The organism is Okeania sp. SIO3B5 (assembly GCF_010692555.1).
Taxonomy (GTDB): domain Bacteria; phylum Cyanobacteriota; class Cyanobacteriia; order Cyanobacteriales; family Microcoleaceae; genus Okeania.
In genome coordinates this window covers 1-17,219 of sequence record NZ_JAAHHG010000193.1, presented here as the reverse complement: position 1 = coordinate 17,219, position 17,219 = coordinate 1, and the positions used below count along the sequence as shown (strand labels likewise).

14 protein-coding genes and 1 pseudogene are annotated in these 17,219 nt (G+C 34.5%); 10 read left to right on the top strand and 5 right to left on the bottom strand.

Features of this window, described 5'->3' with window-relative positions; genetic code table 11:
• Positions 1-277: 277 nt before the first annotated feature.
• Entirely contained in the window at positions 278-769 is a 492-nt protein-coding gene (locus F6K54_RS23005; protein ID WP_293082404.1) for a hypothetical protein, read from the top strand.
• A gap of 484 nt (positions 770-1,253) precedes the next feature.
• Here the strand turns inward: F6K54_RS23005 and F6K54_RS23000 are convergent.
• From F6K54_RS23000 to F6K54_RS22990, 3 genes and pseudogenes are all read right to left on the bottom strand, one after another.
• Positions 1,254-1,730, bottom strand: a pseudogene (locus F6K54_RS23000) (4Fe-4S single cluster domain-containing protein); the annotation flags it as partial.
• A gap of 365 nt (positions 1,731-2,095) precedes the next feature.
• The gene (locus tag F6K54_RS22995) at positions 2,096-2,272 is read right to left on the bottom strand and encodes a hypothetical protein (protein ID WP_375341996.1); all 177 of its coding nucleotides are present in this window, start codon (positions 2,270-2,272) and stop codon (positions 2,096-2,098) included.
• Positions 2,273-2,496: 224 nt separating this feature from the next.
• The gene (locus F6K54_RS22990; RefSeq protein ID WP_293082402.1) at positions 2,497-3,291 is read right to left on the bottom strand and encodes a radical SAM protein; all 795 of its coding nucleotides are present in this window, start codon (positions 3,289-3,291) and stop codon (positions 2,497-2,499) included.
• Positions 3,292-4,392: 1,101 nt separating this feature from the next.
• Here F6K54_RS22990 and F6K54_RS22985 point away from each other — a divergent pair.
• Entirely contained in the window at positions 4,393-4,572 is a 180-nt protein-coding gene (locus F6K54_RS22985; protein WP_293082400.1) for a hypothetical protein, read from the top strand.
• A gap of 110 nt (positions 4,573-4,682) precedes the next feature.
• Here F6K54_RS22985 and F6K54_RS22980 read toward each other — a convergent pair whose 3' ends face one another.
• Positions 4,683-6,833 carry a Tex family protein gene (locus F6K54_RS22980; RefSeq protein WP_293082398.1) on the bottom strand — a complete coding sequence of 717 codons (2,151 nt, stop codon included), beginning with the start codon at positions 6,831-6,833 and terminating at the stop codon, positions 4,683-4,685.
• 1,328 nt (positions 6,834-8,161) lie between these two features.
• Here F6K54_RS22980 and F6K54_RS22975 point away from each other — a divergent pair.
• Positions 8,162-9,031: an MBL fold metallo-hydrolase gene (locus F6K54_RS22975; protein WP_293082396.1), complete on the top strand. Its 870-nt coding sequence runs from the start codon at positions 8,162-8,164 to the stop codon at positions 9,029-9,031.
• Between the two features lie 406 nt (positions 9,032-9,437).
• Here F6K54_RS22975 and F6K54_RS22970 read toward each other — a convergent pair whose 3' ends face one another.
• Positions 9,438-10,355, bottom strand: coding sequence for an Rpn family recombination-promoting nuclease/putative transposase (locus F6K54_RS22970; RefSeq protein WP_293082394.1), 918 nt, complete (start codon positions 10,353-10,355; stop codon positions 9,438-9,440).
• 167 nt (positions 10,356-10,522) lie between these two features.
• Between F6K54_RS22970 and F6K54_RS22965 the strand changes: the two genes are divergently transcribed.
• The 7 genes from F6K54_RS22965 to deoC all read left to right on the top strand — a co-directional run.
• Positions 10,523-11,674 carry a GTPase family protein gene (locus tag F6K54_RS22965; protein ID WP_293082392.1) on the top strand — a complete coding sequence of 384 codons (1,152 nt, stop codon included), beginning with the start codon at positions 10,523-10,525 and terminating at the stop codon, positions 11,672-11,674.
• 145 nt (positions 11,675-11,819) lie between these two features.
• Positions 11,820-13,004 (top strand): GTPase domain-containing protein, encoded by a 1,185-nt coding sequence (locus F6K54_RS22960; RefSeq protein WP_293082390.1) that lies wholly within the window; start codon positions 11,820-11,822, stop codon positions 13,002-13,004.
• Positions 12,994-13,386: a hypothetical protein gene (locus F6K54_RS22955; protein WP_293082388.1), complete on the top strand. Its 393-nt coding sequence runs from the start codon at positions 12,994-12,996 to the stop codon at positions 13,384-13,386. The genes F6K54_RS22960 and F6K54_RS22955 overlap by 11 nt, the downstream gene beginning before the upstream one ends.
• A gap of 344 nt (positions 13,387-13,730) precedes the next feature.
• On the top strand, positions 13,731-13,985 hold the full coding sequence (locus F6K54_RS22950; RefSeq protein ID WP_293082387.1) for a type II toxin-antitoxin system ParD family antitoxin: 255 nt from the start codon (positions 13,731-13,733) through the stop codon (positions 13,983-13,985).
• A 90-nt stretch (positions 13,986-14,075) separates the two neighbouring features.
• Positions 14,076-14,714 (top strand): Uma2 family endonuclease, encoded by a 639-nt coding sequence (locus F6K54_RS22945; protein WP_293082385.1) that lies wholly within the window; start codon positions 14,076-14,078, stop codon positions 14,712-14,714.
• Positions 14,715-15,672: 958 nt separating this feature from the next.
• Positions 15,673-15,861, top strand: coding sequence for a 30S ribosomal protein S21 (gene rpsU, locus F6K54_RS22940; protein WP_011613894.1), 189 nt, complete (start codon positions 15,673-15,675; stop codon positions 15,859-15,861).
• A gap of 687 nt (positions 15,862-16,548) precedes the next feature.
• Positions 16,549-17,219, top strand: a 671-nt coding sequence (deoC, locus tag F6K54_RS22935) for a deoxyribose-phosphate aldolase (RefSeq protein WP_293082384.1), incomplete at its 3' end; no start/stop codon positions are given.

Here is a 17,219-nt window from a genome sequence, read left to right as displayed (position 1 = left end):
TCTTATGTTTGCTTCTCCCTGTAGTGACGTTGCATGCAACATCCCTACCCACTCCCCTACTCAACAAAATGTAGAAAAGTTTTTGAGAAATGGTATTAGACATCGGGTGCATCTTCCTAGTCCCTGATTCCTGACTTATGACTCCTTATTCTTGACTTCTGACGATTTTTGGCAGATAAAAAAAATTATGAGAATTTTTGTGAAATTTTGTGATAAATTATGATAAAGTGTTAAATAACATAAAAATATCAACATAATACATTAAGGATAAAAACAGATGAGTGGATTTATCGGAGCATTGTTTGGACTATTTGGCGGTAATCAGGACGATAACCAACCAAAGGAAGATTTTTTCCTAGATGCAGATAGTGCAAGTAGTCTTGGTGATGTAGACTTTATGCGGAAATCTATTGCAGTTAAGAGGAGCTATCCCAAAGCAGCAGGTAAGATTAATTTGATAGAAGGAGAGACAGAAAAGAGTGCTTCTTCTATGAAAGTGAAAGAAACTATAGGAGAAACTAAAACTGCTTCCTATGCTTCTAGCATATCTACTTATAGTTCAACAAAATCTTCTACTTCTAGTTCAACAGAATCTTCTACTTCTAGTTCAACAGAATCTTCTACTTCTAGTTCAACAGAATCTTCTACTTCTAGTTCAACAGAATCTTCTACTTCTACCCCTACTACTGTAAAGCCTCGTAGTATTAGTGATTCTAATTCTGAAATAGATTTCACAAGTATGGCTCGTAACATCAGGAAAAAGAGATAATTACTTTTACTACATTCAAATGGCAAAGTAATTATTCTTAATAACTTGTAAATTTTGACTAAAAAATATAGCAATCCAATTTCAGGTTTGAAACTTTATATCATGTCCGGTTGAACAGTTATAAATAAATAACGGCGTAGGAGTCAGGAGTCAGGAGTCAGGAGTCAGGAGGGAAGACTGAAGTTGGAAGAAGAAGAACAGGAGAAGAAGGAGAAAGTTTTTTATCACTAATTATCCGGACATGATATTACCGAATGAGGATTGCTATTTTTTTGCTCTCAACGTTTTTTTAATTAGGGTTTGCTGATTAAATCTCAAATAATTACCAAATAAAGGCTTTAACCTTTTTAGATATTGAAAAAGTACATGGTTTTCAGTTCTTCATGCTCAAAAAGGAGCGCATTTTTAGCGCATAGTTGGGCAAAAAAATTATCCCCTACTTCCCTACTCCCCTACTCCTTAAAAAAGACTTTTTCAGCAAACCCTAATTCTCTCCTAAACCTAATTGTCCCCAATAACCAGTAAATATCCGACTGCCATCTTTTAGTACATGAATTTCTAGGCGATCGCTTGCCCAGTTTAATTGATTTTTTAATGCTGGATTAAATACTCTCACTCTTTGATTACTAGAAGAAACTAGAGAATTAGGAGAGTGAATAGCTAAGGTTTCTATAAATGGTCCGTCAATTAAAATATCTAACTGAGATAATAATTCTTGAGCAGCTACTGGAGCATTTTTTGATTCTAATTCTTGTAGAGTAAACCCACTAAAAGACATTACATTTAAACCACGAGCTTTTAAGGTTTTTGCTAATTCTGTCAGTGCTGATGCTTGTAAAAATGGCTCCCCTCCAGAAAATGTAACTCCTGTATTTCGAGGATTATTTAGTATTTTATTTGCTAGTTTTTCAATACTTATTAATTGGTTAATATCAAAAGACCAAGAATCAGGATTAAAACATCCAGCACATCCACGTTTACCGAAAAATTGGGTTTAAAGCCTCCCCCTTTTAGGGGGACTTTATGTTATGATCGAAACAGCGGAAAGGTATTCAACCGCTCTAAAAACCTATAGCTACCGTTCCTTGTAGCGTTTGCACCTTGAAAACTAGAGTTATGGGGTTTTGCACAGGAATGCTTGTGCTTAGGAATTGCTCTAAGCATCAAGTACCAGAGAACCAATTTTTTTAGGTTTAAACTGTACCGTAGGGCATACGGGAACAGGCTCTTGGAATAGAGCAAACGCGCAGGCGTGAGAACCATCTCTGGCTTAGGTATCGTAAGGTATCTGATTTAAGTGGACTCATTGAACCAAGAATCCTGGTTTCAGGAGAATCCCCGTGCGTTTACGCCGGGGAGTATGTCAAAACCTTGTACCCATACTACAGCACGACAACCAGGACCGTTTACTTCAGATTCATCAACATAACCCATAATATTGAGATATCCTGATGGAATTTCTACTGGTGTTGTTGTTGATAATTTGGCTGTTAAGTTACTCATAATTTCTATTTACTTGTTTTGTAAGCATTCAGCGCTTCAGTGCTTCTCTGCGGGAAGCGCTCGTATTCAGCTATTGCTTTTAGTTTTAGATAAAAGCTTTACTAATTGAGTCAAAATTTATACTTACTACAAAAACTGGCTATATTCATTTAAACCCCTTTATGAGAGCTGAGAGCTGACAGCTGATAGCTAAATGCTTTTTTTATCATCAAACAACCAGGATGTTATTTCTGTTTATAACGAACAGGAATGTTAGTATTTTTGTAAATTTCTTCTGCAAAATTTTGTAACTTTTCTGGGCTAATACACTTTAATTTTTGTACTGCATAAGGATGATATTCTGTATGATTTCCTCTGCCATCTAATTGACGTTTTATGGGTTTAGGTCTAGTGGGGGTATTAAGTTGAATTTCATCTGGTTTGAGAGATTTTATCAAGTTAATATATTCTACTTTGGTTTGAGTATTCCATGGAGATAAAATCATTGTTTGAATTGCTAATTTACCTTGATATTTATCTCGAAAATCTTTGATATTTTCCCAGATATCTGACAGATTTAATATTTCTGCGGGTCGATTAATTCCTTGTAGTTGTTTGAGAGTTACTGCATCTATTTTGATTGATACTCGATCTGCTAAAGTTAAGGCTAATTTAACTTCTGGATTAGTTAAAGTTGTGCCATTTGTTAATACTAATATTGGCTTGTTTGTTAATTTTTTCGTTTCTTGTAGAATCTCTTTTAAATTCAGAGCTAATGTTGGTTCTCCACTGCCACTCAGAGTAATAATATCCACATCCCACGGCGCAAATTTTTGCAGACTTAATAATATTTCTGTGGTAGAAACATAGACTGAGCGATCGTTTATTCTTTGTTCTATTTCTCCTAATTGACAGTAAACACAATTGAAGGAACAGGTAGAAACTTTGCCTATGGGGTCTATTCCTAGAGAGCGACCATATCGCCAAGATTTTACTGGTCCATAGACTGGTATAAATTCATCAGTTAATTTTGTAATCATTTGATTTGATATTATGTCCGGTTGAATAATTATTTATAAGTGATTAGGGAGTAGGGACCCACCCCTCGCCCCTCCCCCTCCCCCTCCCAGGAGGGGAATTTGGGAATAGGGAAAATCAAAAGATTTGCCCTGTATAGACAGGATAGTTTTTTTTCATAACTAATTACTAATTATCCGGACATGATATGATTGATTTAATTTTTATTTCTCGCATTTGGATTGATTTATTATCTATAAATAATTTAGCGCTTACGAGTTCTAAAAACCCCCTCCTTAATATTGCCTTTATTTATGCTCACCTATTTATAATTTATTTATTAAGAATACAAATATAAATAGATGTTTTTTGAAGTTTTGCGGTATACAAATATTCTATAAGGCGTGAATTGTTGAATGAATAATTATTAACTATCAACTCTTAATTATTCATTATTAATTATTCATTATTAATTATTCGGTAACTTCTGTGTGATAATTGATTTTATTTTTTATTATTGAACAAGAGTACGGGAGCAAGATGCTCCCACTATTTGTCTGGTAACAAAAAGTAAGCATTCAGCCGTCAGCAATCAGCTAGCCTCCTATCGGAGGAACTGCGTTAACAGCTATTGCTTTTAGTTTAGAATAAAAGCTTTATTAATTCTCTTACTACAAAAGTTAGCTCTCTTGCTCTTAAAGTCAGTTGTTAATTTAAACACTGTCCTATATCAGAGAGTCTTGTTGCTGAAGTCCGCAGTTCCTCCGGAGGAGGCTAGCTGACAGCTAATAGCTGAATGCTTACAACAAAAATAATTACAATGCACCACCACCTTCATTTCAGTTATCAGTTATCAGTTAACAGTTATCAGTTAGCCTCATAATACCAAGCGTGAAAAAAGAATGCTACAAAAAGGTAGATATTGATCGGATATACTTAAAAATAGCTGCTCCAGTTCATTTGAGATAGTTATATCTATCTTTTTTCCATTTTTTTCAATATTTACCCCTTCTTCCTTCTTCCCTCTTCCTTCTTTCGTAGGGACGTTGCATGCAACGTCCCTACCATTTGTCACAAACATTTATGGTGGTGGTGCATAGTAATGGTAGAGAGAGTGTGGGGGGATGGGGAGATGGGGGGATGGGGAGATGGGGAGATTGAGAGATGGGGAGATGGGGAGATGGGGAGATGGGGAGATTGGGGGATTGGGAGTGTGGGAGAAATTAAAAAATATATATCTTCTACCATTACCATGCAGGACTACCACATTTATCACCCTTGCTATAAGGTCAGAACTGCGTTAATAGTTATCATGTCCGGATAGTTAGTGATAAAAAAAATTTCTATTTTTCCTCCTCTTTATTCTTTCTTTCCTCCTGACTCCTGACTCCTGACTCCTGACTCCTATTTAAACTTACTTTCGCATGGATAAACCAATTCTTTTTAACTTTTCATTTATTTCCAAAACTCTTACTTTTACTACTTGCCCAACTTTCACAACTTGCTTTGGATCTTTAACAAAATAATCTGCCAATTGAGAGATATGTACTAACCCATCTTGATGTACTCCCACATCAACAAAAGCTCCAAAATTTGCCACATTAGTTACTATTCCTTCTAACTCCATTCCTACTTCTAAATCTTTAATTTCTTTAATACCTTCTCTAAAAGTTGCATACTTAAATTCTGCTCTAGGATCGCGTCCTGGTTTTTCCAATTCACTGATAATATCTTTTAGTGTTGGTTCGCCAATTTTATCGGTTATATACTTTTTTAAATCTAGAGATTTTACTCTATTTGAGATTTGATTAATCTGATTTATCGATACAGCTAAATCTTGAGCTATATTTTCTACAACTGAATAACTTTCTGGATGTACTGCCGTATTATCTAAAGGATTTTCACCACTTCTAATTCGTAAAAAACCAGCACAAAGTTCAAAAGTTTTCCCTCCCAATTTTGACACTTTCAAAATTTCTTTACGATTCTTAAAAGCTCCATTTTCATTTCGATATTTAACTAAATTTTTGGCTACTGTGGAACTCATACCAGAAACAAAAATTAGTAGTTCTTTTGAAGCAGTATTCAAATCTACTCCCACATAATTGACACAACTTTCTACTGTCTCATCTAACTTTTTTTTCAACAATTTTTGGTCTACATCATGTTGATATTGACCGACTCCAATAGACTTCGGGTCGATTTTTACCAGTTCTGCTAAAGGGTCTTGTAAACGTCTACCAATACTAATAGCTCCCCGCACTGTAATATCTAATTCTGGAAATTCTTCTATGGCTACTTTTGAAGCAGAATAAATTGAAGCACCAGATTCATTTACTATGACTTTTATTGGCTTTTTATCTAAAGTAGAAATTACTTCATTCATAAATTCATCTGTTTCTCTTCCTGCGGTACCATTACCAATAGCAATAAGTTCAATTTTGTACTTTTGAATTAACTGCTTAATAGTTGTAGTAGCTTGTTGTTTTTCCGCCGCAGATTTATGGGGAAATATTGCTTGATATTTTAAGAATTTCCCCGTTTCATCTAACACCGCAACTTTGCAACCCGTTCTAAATCCTGGGTCAATTCCTAAAGTAGGTTTCATCCCTGCTGGTGGAGATAATAATAACTCTTTTAAATTAGTTTCAAAAGTCTTAATTGACTCAATATCCGCCTCAGCTTTCTTTTGCCCTCGAACTTCATTAATTAAAGAATTTTTCATCAAACGATTCAAAGCATCTTTGAGCATTTCCTGATAAAAACTTCTGACTTCTTTAACTCTAGTTTTAATTTCTGAATCTGCTAAATAAGACAGTACAAAATCTCGGTCAAAATCTAGTTCTAAATTTAATACCCCTTCACTTTCTCCTCGTAACAAAGCCAACATATTATGAGGAGCAATATCTTTAACATTTACCCGAAAATTCCGGTACATTTCAAACTTAGTTGTACCTTCTGGATAATCATCCTTAATTTTGGAACTAAAACAACCAGATTTGAGAAAATATTCTCTAATATAAGAGCGTAATTCAGCTTTTTCTGCCACTGATTCTGCCAAAATATCAGATGCTCCTTGAATCGCCTCTTCTATATTTTTTACACCTTTTTCTTCATCAATATATTTAACAGCTTCTTGCTCAATAGATGTAGATTTTGCTTGAGGATTATTCAGAGACTTAATAAATTCTGCCAAAGATTCTAAACCTTTTTCTTTAGCAATAGTCGCCCTCGTCCGTCGTTTTGGTTTATAGGGAAGATAAAGGTCTTCAAGTTCTGTTTTTTGCAGACATAACTCAATTTTTTCCTGTAATTCATCAGTAAGTTTGCCAGCATCATTAATTGCTTTGAGAATCACCTTTTTTCTTTCTTCAAGTTCCTGAAGATAAGTAAATCTATCCCATATATTTCGCAGTTGAGTTTCATCCAAAGAATTTGTATATTCTTTCCGATAGCGAGCCACAAAAGGAATAGTCGCTCCTGTATTTAACAGTTCTAAAGAATTTTTAATACTTTGAGAATTGATATTTAATTCTTGAGCCAGAGTTTTATTTATGTCCAACATTAGGCATTTATGCAAATATATTTTTTGATAATTTTATACATTTTATCGCAAAAGGTAGCTAGAGCTGAAAGTTGATTATTGATAAGTACCTGTGCTTGGATTAACTTAACATTTGTAATTAGGGAATAGGGAGTAGAGAGTAGGGAATAAAAAATATACTTGTATGATTTCTCCGTGGAAATAAAAATAATTTTTCCTACCTATTTAACCAGACCATCAAATATAAAATTAATTTGGTTTGACTAAATATTCTTTTCTTTCAACTATTCTGTAAATTCTAACCTTCGTGAATACTACAACAATATTTATGGAATAATTAAGGTAAAAACTCTCTCCTCATCCAGGATAAAAAAGAGCAAAAAAAATATCATCAATTCTATGCCTTTTCAGAAAAGATAATTGTTAATTCTTCATTTTTGAGAAAATAACTAAGGTAAAAATCCTTTCCCCATCCAGGAGAAAAAAGAGTAATTTTTTTTTCATCAATTCAATCCCTTTTCAGAAAAGATAATTGTTAATCCTTCATTTTTGAGAAAATAACTAAAGTAAAAACTCTCTCCCCATCCAGGAGAAAAAAGAGTAATTTTTTTTTCATCAATTCAATCCCTTTTCAGAAAAGATAATTGTTAATTCTTCATTTTTGAGAAAATAACTAAGGTAAAAATCCTTTCCCCATCCAGGAGAAAAAAGAGTAATTTTTTTTTCATCAATTCAATCCCTTTTCAGAAAAGATAATTGTTAATTCTTCATTTTTGAGAAAATAACTAAGGTAAAAATCCTTTCCCCATCCAGGAGAAAAAAGAGTAATTTTTTTTTCATCAATTCAATCCCTTTTCAGGAGAGATAATTGTTGATTCTTCATTTTTGAGAAAATAACTAAGGTAAAAATCCTTTCCCCATCCAGGAGAAAAAAGAGTAATTTTTTTTTCATCAATTCAATCCCTTTTCAGGAGAGATAATTGTTGATTCTTCATTATTCATTCTTGAATAAGCTAGTAATCTGTCTACTTTAAAATAATCCATAGATGTTTTGAAGCTTAGATTTTTGGTTAATACTTTTTGGAATTACCTGCCCATCAAAACTATCTTGATAGACAATTAAGCAGATATAGAAAATTAATTACATCGATTTAACATCTTAGTATACCCTGGTATCAAAACCACAAAAATGGTGATTTTTTATGAAATAGATAGGTAAATTAAACAGCCAAACTAGAAAATTGTTTCCAACAATGAATAGACAAACTAAATCTCCTCAAAGCACGAGATATTTTGAAAAATGTTAAAATTAATTGTAACCGATAGTCAAAAATTTAAAATAGGTAAAAATGGCTAAAATTAAATTGCGACGTACTGAAAATATTAATGGTGATATATACGTTGATAGTACCTGTATAGACTGCGATACTTGTCGCTGGATGTCACCTACAGTTTTTCATCGAAGTGGAGATAAATCAGCAGTTTATCATCAACCAAAAAACGACAAAGAAAGACAAGAAGCAATACAAGCTTTACTATCTTGCCCAACAAATTCTATCGGTACTATTGAAGCACCAAAAGACATCAAAAAAATTCAGCAAACCTTGCCAATTTTAGTAACAGATAATGTTTATCATTGTGGATATCATTCAGAAAAATCTTTTGGTGCAGCGAGTTATTTTATTGTCAGACCAGAGGGAAACATTTTAGTTGACTCACCCCAATTTTCACCTCCATTAGTGAAGCGTTTAGAAGAAATGGGAGGAATTAAATATATGTATTTAACCCATCAAGATGATGTAGCAGACCATCAAAAATTTAGAGAACATTTTAACTGCGATCGCATCATTCATGTAGATGATATTTCTTCAGATACTAATAATGTAGAAATAAAATTAACTAATACAGAACCATTTTCCCTAAGTCCTGATTTATTAATTATTCCTGTACCTGGTCACACTAAAGGTCATACAGTTTTACTATATGGAAAATTTTTATTTACAGGCGACCATTTAGCTTGGTCTAGTCATTTAAATCAACTTTATGCCTTTCGCCGTTATTGTGGGTATTCTTGGTCAGAACAAATTAAATCTATAAGTAAACTAATACCTTATAATTTTGAATGGATATTACCAGGTCATGGTCATCGATATTATGCCACTCCAAAAACCATGAAACAACAGTTACAAAACTGTATTAATTGGATGGAAAAATTATGAGTTTTTCTAACAGTTATGACGATTAATATAAACTGGTTAGGATTTACAGCATATTCCAAGTATATTAAGTACAAATATTAATAATTAAATGTTTGTAGTGCGGGCATTTTGCCCGCGAGGGGTATACCTCAATAAGGTGGAATTCGCTGTATCTCAATTATCAAAAATAGCACTATAAAAAGGGGATTCAAAAATTAAGGTCAAGGTGGCTTTTTCCCTTCCTATTTTTTATAAAAATAATTGGGTCTAAAACCCCGCCTTTTAAGGCGAAATAAATATTTTTGGAGCCTTGCTCAAATCCCCTACTTCCCCTCCTGGGAGGGGTTAGGGGTGGGTTAAATTCTGACTTCTGACTTCCTTAACATCCCCTCTTTTATCTGAATGAAACAGATTCTAATCTATTCCATTAAGAAGGCGAACGTTCCTGCAACCAACTTTCTAAATCCTCCAAACTATTAAAATCTAAAATATCCTCATTTAAACTTTCCAAATCAGACAAAAGTAAATCTTCAATCCGACTACCTATTGTCGCCGGAATTTCTCCAAAACGCTTTTTCAGTAAACGCATAACCAGAGTAATTGTTTGATTCAACCTTCCTTGTTCTTCTCCTTGTTCTTTCGCATAAATTATCCGCCCTCTTTCATCTTGCATTGCAATTGCTCGACGCTCAACTATATCTAACTCTTCTACTGTCATATTAATTCTATTAGCAATATTTAAAGCCTTTTCTATTTCAGAAACTTCTCCTAAATTTTCTGGAATACTATCCAATCTGTTAGCCTCTTTCAGAAAATAAATCCATTTATCAGTCAAACTGTTTAACTCAGATAAAGCCTTCTTAAATTTCGGCAATTCTAAGAAAATTAATCGTAATTGTTTGTCGAGACATTCAAAATTTTTAGTTTCCTCCTTAAATACAAACTTATTGATAAAATTATCCTTTTTTTCAAACAGAATAAAATCTGTAATTGTCACGGCTATGGCTGGATTTAGTAGCAGATAATCCTCTCCTGTTTCTAACTGATTGGCATAAGCTTTAGCCAGATTGTAAGCTACTCGTTTATTGAAACCAGCCATTCTAGCAACTTGCATTTCAATAACTACAATTGAGCCATCTACTAAAACTGCTTTTATATCTAAATAAGTGTCTTTTAAACTGATTAATTGACCGGGATTAAAGGGATTAAGAATTGTTAGAGATTGAATAACTTTTTTGCCTCCATAAATTATGGCATTGAGAAAGCTGATTAAGATATCTTTGCTTTGTTCAGAGCCAAAGATTTTTTTAAAGGCATAATCGACCTTGGGATTGATAAATTTCATGGTAGTTTTTATTAGGTTTGAGTTGGCAGTTATGGGAAGTATTGAGTTATTTTAAGTATGATTTTGACAGAATTTATATAAATAGTATATTATAGTATAGGTATATAAATCATACCAATAAATTAGTGACATTTTGTTTCAATAATAAAGTTAGGAGAACGTAAACAATGATTGAACAAGAAAATGAGATAAAAAAAGTTCTAGACAACTTATCTGCTCCAAATATTGCTGTGATTGGGTTGACAGGAGTTGGTAAAAGTTCTTTAATCAATAAAATTTTTGGCAATAACATAGCTACTACTGGTGCTGGTAGGGCAATAACTACTGAATATACTAAGTATTCTCCCAGTGCTTTTGATATAGATTTACCAGTAAGCTTGTACGATTCACCAGGTTATGAACCAGGAATTGAGCAAGGAGCTTTTGTCAAAAAAACAATCGATTTTTTGAAATATAAAAATCGCCAAGGTAAAGAAGAACAAATCCATATTCTTTGGTATTTAATAAATGCTTCGACAGCAAGATTAACGCAAGCTGATATAGATATTATTGAAAAAATTAATCATAATCATATTCCAGCAATTATTGTTCTTTCCAAATGTGATATTGCTCAACCAGCTGAGAAAGAGCAAGTCAAAAAGGCAATTGAAGAAACTATGTTTAGTAAGGTTTACAAAATTGTTGAAGTTGCTGCCTCCCCCCTAACTTTACCTAATGGGGAGTACATTTGTGAACCTTTTGGTATGAAAGAGTTAGTTAATCTCACATCAGAACTGTTACCAAAAACTTATTCAGATGCTCTTATAGTAGCTCAAATAGTAGATATTGAATCTAAGAGAAAACTGGCATGGAAATACATTCGAGAAGCTTCAATAGCTTGCTTCGGTGTAGGGGCAATTCCTATTCCACTCAGTTCTCCTACTGGAGCAATAGGAGCATTGGGCTATATGTATAATCGAATTATTGTTGCATATGGTCATACTAATAGGGCTTTATTACTAGCAATATCAGGAATAACTTTAGGAGGTGTGCGGACAGTTGTTACTAATGCTTTGCTTGACGTGTTTAGTCTTACCTTTCCCGGAATTTCAGCTCTGACGGGGGGAACTGCAGCAGTATTTACCGCAGCGTCTGGAATAGCATTTACAAAAACTTGTGAGAGACTTGCTATAGAAAAGTTAAGTGATTCAGAAGGTGAGATTAAGCAAAAAATCAGGGAAATTTTCCAAGAAGAATTCAGGAACTCCTCAAGTCTACAAGTGTCTAAACCAAATGATTTAGACAGAGTGGGAACAGATTTTATCAATCACAAGATATAACTTGGTGAAGACTTTTCCTTGCAACTGAGTTGATTTGCATAAATACCTAATTTTGACAGGACTGAGACAAATATGCTATATATGGCGTATACTAAGTTTATTAGTAAAATTTTGTCTTTTCTAAAAATTAAGAGAAATGTAAATAATGGTTAACTATGAGAACGACCTAAAAAAATATATAGAGAACTTAGACTTAAGCAACGAGGTAAAAAAATATATAGAGAACTTATCTGCTCCAAATATTGCCGTGATAGGACTGACAGGAGTTGGCAAAAGTTCTTTAATCAATAAAATTTTTGGGATGAACATAACTATTGCTGGTGCTGGTCGGGCAATAACTAAAGATTATACTAAGTATTCTCCTAGTGATTTTGGTATAGATTTACCAGTGAATTTGTACGATTCACCAGGTTATGAACCAGGGATTGGGGAAAAAGATTTTGTCAAAGAGACAATTGATTTCTTGAATAAAAAAAAACATTTAGGGAAAGAAGAACAAATCCATCTTATTTGGTATTTAATAAATGCTTCAACAGCAAGATTAACGCAAGCTGATATAGATATTCTTGAAGAGATTAATCAAAATAATGTTCCAGCAATTATTCTTCTTTCCAAATCCGATATTGCTCAACCACATCAGAAAGAGGATATCAAAAAGGCAATTGAAAAAACTGAGTTTAGCAAGGTTTACAAAACTGTTGAAGTTGGTGCAGAACCTCTAATTTTACCTAATGGAGAGCAAATTTGCAAACCTTTTGGAATGAAAGAGCTAATTGAGATCACAACAAAACTGTTACCAAAAATTTATGTAGACGCTTTTATTGTAGCTCAAACAGTAGATATTAAATCTAAGAAAGAGCTGGCATGGACATATGTTAGAGAAGCTTCATTGGCCTGCTTCGGTGTAGGAGCAGTTCCTATCCCCCTAACTGCTCCTACTGCGGCAATAGGAGCATTGGGCTATATGTATAGTCAAATTATAGTTCTATATGGTCATACTAATCAGAGGTGGTTACTAGCAATATCAGGAATGACTGCAGGGGGTGTGCTCACACTTGTTACTGATGGTTTGGTTGACCTATTTAGTTCTACCTTTCCTGGAATTTCAATTTTTGCAGCGAGTGGTGCTGCTACATTTACTGCAGTCTCTGGAATGGCATTTACAAACACTTGTGAGAGACTAGCTATAGAAAAATTAACTGGTTCAGAAACTGAGATTGAACAACAACTTAGGAGAATTTTTCAAGCAGAATTCAGGAAGTACTCAAGTCTAAAAATTTATCAACCAAGTAATTTAGATAAAGTGAGAAGAGATTTTATTGGTAACTAGATCACTAGATTTAAGTATTTTTAAGACTATGAATAACGAAAATTTGTCAAATAATCCAGAGAATAGCAAATTCTCAATTACTCTTGGGCAATTAATGGTTCTTCCTCTAATATTAGTACCGATAATATTTATAATTAATGATTATGTAAAACTAAGATATCGAGTTCAAGAGCTTGAAAGTCAACTGAAAACAACTGCTAGCTTAACAGCTCAAGTTCAGCAGCTTGAAAGTCAACTGAAAACAACTGCTAGCTTAACAGATAAAGTTCAGCAGCTTGAAAGTCAACTGAAAACAACTGCTAGCTTAACAGATAAAGTTCAGCAGCTTGAACGTCAACTGAAAATATTGGAGAAAGGTGGAACTACTGAAACTGCATTCTAAGTATTCTAACCCTCAGTGAGCATTTACATTCTACAATCTCTGGCTTTAGCTGGAGGTGCTAATAATATCAAATCCGTTGACTTCGGAGTAACATAATTTTTAATCATCATATAATGTGTAGGGGCGAATAACAATTAAACCCCTACAATATAGGGTGTTGGTGAATCAAGCCATGAAACCTAAATTTGGCAATATAAAATGCTTTTCAGTTAATAGTTAGGCAATAGCCATTAAAGCACAATCATAGCCACGCATCACCAACGCCGTACTATACAGAAAGCATCTTTGCGATTAAGACCTTCCTCAAAAACGCTACAATATTAACTTCATAATTATTCGAGGGTATGGAAAACATAATAATTTCTCTACCCGACTCCCTGCAAGTCTACGTCGAAGAACAACTACGACTTGGTAGTTATAAAAACGCCAGCGAGTATTTTATGCTCCTAGTGCAGCAAGATCAACAACGCCAAACCAAGCAACCCTTAGAAACAAAGTTAATCCAAGGTATAGAGTCTGGCACTGCCAAACCCATGACTGCACAAGACTGGGATGAAATTCGTCAAGCAGTGCGAGAAAGAACTGTCGAGCGATCATAAATATAAAACTAAAGCATTTTTCTTAAAAGAGCGATCGCCAGTTTTGACTATAATAAACAATACACCTTTTCAACTTTTCCCACAAAACCCATGAACAAAACCCAAACCGAACTACCCACAGACACTTGGATAACAGCAACTTGGGAAGAATACATTCAAATTATTGAAGACCCAAGTTACGAAAAAGCCAAAGTTTACTACCACAACGGAGGACTCAGAATCGAAATGTCACCATTAGGAAGCGATCATTCTAACGACCATGTACTTGTCGTCGCAGCAATTACCCTCTTTACCGTCACGAAAAGCATCACCCTGACTGGTAAAGATAATTGCACTTACAGCAAAACAGGATGTCAAGCAACTCAACCCGATCTTTCCTATTACATTGGCGAAAATGCTGACGTCGTTCCTTGGGGAACCTCTATGGTTAACCTAGATATTTATCCTCCACCAAATCTAGTTATTGAAGTTGCGAATACCTCCCTAGCAGATGATAAAGGCGAAAAGCGTTTGCTATATGAAACAATGAATGTTGCTGAATATTGGATAATTGACGTACAGAAGGTAGAAATTATTGCCTTTGCTATTGCCAATGGGGGTAGTCAAAGAATTAACCAGTCTCAAGTTTTGCCAGGGTTAGCAATTTCTTTATTGCAAGAAGCACTGCAACGCAGTCGTCAAGAAAATCAAGCTCAAGTTTACACTTGGTTATTCAGTCAGTTTCAATAGCAGGGAATAGTTGAAACAACATTTCCGAGATTTTGAGATTTACAGCAAATTCCAAGTATATGAAGTACAGATATTAATAATTAAATCTTATCAGTGCGAGCATCTTGCTCGCGTGATTGTACTAAAGTGTAATCCGCTGTATCATTAGAGAGTGGGGTACTCAAGCACAATAGCGTAGCGCACCAGGCAACATCAAAAATGGTGCGTTACGCTCCACTGACCAGTTACAAAATCCTAAAAGCCTTACCAATCAATACTTCTGACTTCTGACTTCTGACTTCCGCGTAGCGGCACTAGCACGGGAGCAAGATGCTCCCACTGCCACACATCGTAAAAAAAATAATTATTCTGAAAAACCAAATTTTCTGACAACTAATAACTTATACAGCATATTTTGGGCAAATGATCTACAAGGCGTGAATGGTAAAATTATTGTAGTGCGGGCATCTTGCCCGCTAGATGTGTACCTCACGGTCAGTAGGGAGTGCTTTAAGTATTAATTTCAATCATACCACAATTAGACCATTTCCTTCTTCCTTATTTAAACATTAGATAATTTATGCTAATATACTAAAACCTAAAAAATGACGGGAGAAAGTTAGCGAGGGTTATTTATCCCCTGGTTGAATAATGACACGCGGGTTTTAACCCATCGTCAAATCCCAAAGCTACAAAAAAAGGTAAGCTCACAGCTAGATTTCGGTCTATGCCGAGGAGTATAGGAGTTTGTTGATAGGCTTGAAGCAAATGTGGATTTATCCCATTTGCGGTGGACTAACCACAGAATCCAGGGTGTTTCAACCCCTGGAGATGTCAATTGAATCTGTTAGAGCTATTTAAAGTAGTAGCCACAATTGGCTAACCTTGCTTTCTATTAATTGAACTAGCAAAGAATAACTGCTTTTGCTCCACAAAACAAAAATAAAGTAAAAATATCTATTAGGAGGATAATGCATAGATGACCCAAGTGATACTAGGAGAAAATGAAGGAATTGAATCTGCATTACGTCGATTTAAACGACAAGTTTCTCAAGCTGGAATATTCCCAGACATGAAAAAACATCGCCACTTTGAGACACCCATTGAAAAACGGAAGCGTAAAGCAATGGCTTTACAAAAACAAAGGAAAAGACGTTCCCGCTATTAATCTTTATTGCTTTATTGTAATTTGAATTTGTTGTCAATTAGTGTCTTTCTAAGTCTATTATTCATTAAGAAGCTGTTAAGATAACTTTTGTTGAGACGCCTGGGTGCGTCTCCCTGACACTACTGCCGCTACACGGAAGTTAAAAGTCAAAAGTTAAAAGTCAAAAGTATTGGTTTGTAATTATTTTAGGATTTTTTAACTGGTCAATTATTTCCGCTATTCTGTACTAGGTTTTAGATAACAAGAAACAGCAAAGAAAAGGGCAACTGTACCTCACCTCTGGTGAAAAACCTTATATCTTAAAAGTCATATTTAGAGGATATCTGAAAAGTTTTTTGATACTGAATTTTGCCCCCCTAGCCCCCCAACTTTGGGGGGAACAAGATTCAATTTACTTCTAAAAGTCCCCCAAGATTGGGGGATGCACGGGAGCTTGGATGTAGCATATTGGACTTCTCAGACAACCTCTTATAAGTAACCATTTTCTGCTTAATTAATATTAATTTAATAATTGAATTTGACCGAATAATTAATAATTAATAATTAAATAATTCTGGTTTAAAGCCTCCCCTTCTAAGGGAAAAAAAAGAGAATATTCCTTATATTCAATCAAGAACGGTTAAAATCGGAGGTAATTATTAATTATCCATTATCCATTAATGAAACTATATTTTGGGAGAGAAAAAAATGGCTGTAGAGCAGCCGGAACTTATAGATATTTCCCCTTTTATTGACCACTCTTTATTAACAATTACCGCAACCCCAGAACAAGTTTCAACATTCTGTACGGACGCTGAAAAATTTAAGTTTCCATCTGTTTGCGTATATCCTTACTACGTCAAACAAGTAGCTGAACTTCTTCATGGCAAACATCCAAAAGTTTGTACTGTAATTGGTTTTCCTCATGGTCAAACTACTGGTAAAGCTAAATTATATGAAGCTTCAGAAGCAGTAGAAAATGGCGCTTCAGAATTAGATGTGATGATTAATTTGAGTCAAGTCAAAACAGGCCAAACTAATGAATTACATCGGGAAATTGCGGAAATTTCTGAGGAAACTGGTAAAGCAGTTAAGGCCATTTTAGAGATGGCATTACTTACAGAAGCAGAAAAGCGATTAGCGACAGAGGTCTTAATGGATTCTGGTGTGGCCTTTATTGTTACTAATACGGGATGGTATGGTGGAGCAACAGTGGCGGATGTACAATTGCTCAAAGAAATGACCAAGACTAATGTGGGAATTAAAGCTGCTGGAGGAATTAAAACTTATGAGCAAGCAGTGGATCTAATTTCTGTTGGTGCTACTCGGTTAGGTACATCTCGTGGTCTAGAATTGCTGAAGGTTTTAGGTGGTAGGTT

Coding starts and splice junctions, on each gene's coding strand:
- F6K54_RS23005 (WP_293082404.1), top strand. CDS start 278: ATGAGTGGATTTATCGGAGCATTGTTTGGACTATTTGGCGGTAATCAG.
- F6K54_RS22995 (WP_375341996.1), bottom strand. CDS start 2,272: ATGAGTAACTTAACAGCCAAATTATCAACAACAACACCAGTAGAAATT.
- F6K54_RS22990 (WP_293082402.1), bottom strand. CDS start 3,291: ATGATTACAAAATTAACTGATGAATTTATACCAGTCTATGGACCAGTA.
- F6K54_RS22985 (WP_293082400.1), top strand. CDS start 4,393: ATGGGGAGATGGGGGGATGGGGAGATGGGGAGATTGAGAGATGGGGAG.
- F6K54_RS22980 (WP_293082398.1), bottom strand. CDS start 6,833: ATGTTGGACATAAATAAAACTCTGGCTCAAGAATTAAATATCAATTCT.
- F6K54_RS22975 (WP_293082396.1), top strand. CDS start 8,162: ATGGCTAAAATTAAATTGCGACGTACTGAAAATATTAATGGTGATATA.
- F6K54_RS22970 (WP_293082394.1), bottom strand. CDS start 10,355: ATGAAATTTATCAATCCCAAGGTCGATTATGCCTTTAAAAAAATCTTT.
- F6K54_RS22965 (WP_293082392.1), top strand. CDS start 10,523: ATGATTGAACAAGAAAATGAGATAAAAAAAGTTCTAGACAACTTATCT.
- F6K54_RS22960 (WP_293082390.1), top strand. CDS start 11,820: ATGGTTAACTATGAGAACGACCTAAAAAAATATATAGAGAACTTAGAC.
- F6K54_RS22950 (WP_293082387.1), top strand. CDS start 13,731: ATGGAAAACATAATAATTTCTCTACCCGACTCCCTGCAAGTCTACGTC.
- F6K54_RS22945 (WP_293082385.1), top strand. CDS start 14,076: ATGAACAAAACCCAAACCGAACTACCCACAGACACTTGGATAACAGCA.
- rpsU (WP_011613894.1), top strand. CDS start 15,673: ATGACCCAAGTGATACTAGGAGAAAATGAAGGAATTGAATCTGCATTA.